We start from the raw sequence: 534 nt of genomic DNA, 5'->3' as shown, positions 1-534 counted from the left end.
GGATGTGGGGTTGTTCGATGCGGGGCAGTCGGTGGATTTGTTCGGTCGGATTGCTGGTGTGGATCGGGTGGGGGCGGAGCCGGAGGCGGCGGTGGCGTTGGCGGAGTTGTGTTGTCGGTTGCCGTTGGCGGTGCGGATTGCGGGGGCGAGGTTGGCTGCTCGGCCGCATTGGGCGGTGGGGCAGTTGGTGGATCGGTTGGGTGATGAGGCTCGTCGGTTGGATGAGTTGAGTCATGGTGATATGGGGATTCGGGCGAGTTTGTCGTTGACGTATGAGGGGTTGGGGGTGGCGGCGAGGTGTTTGTTTCGGCGGTTGGCGATTTTGCATGCGCGGGTTTTTTCGGGGTGGACGGGTGCGGCGTTGCTGGCGTGTTCGTTGGCGGATGCGCAGGATGTGCTTGATGATTTGGTGGATGCGCAGTTGTTGGAGGTGGTGGGGGTTGGGTTGAATGTGCAGTATCGGTTCCATGATTTGATTCGGGTGTTCGCGGGTGAGCGGTTGTCGGAGGAGGAGACGCACGCCGATCGCATGGC

General features: G+C 61.8%; 1 pseudogene. It reads left to right on the top strand.

Annotated features, from left to right (window positions below):
• Positions 1–534, top strand: a pseudogene (locus tag FAF44_RS53610) (SARP family transcriptional regulator); the annotation flags it as partial.

The sequence above is a fragment of the Nonomuraea sp. MG754425 genome (assembly GCF_021699195.1).
In the GTDB taxonomy this organism is placed as follows: domain Bacteria; phylum Actinomycetota; class Actinomycetes; order Streptosporangiales; family Streptosporangiaceae; genus Nonomuraea.
This window is presented reverse-complemented; position numbering and strand designations above follow the sequence as displayed.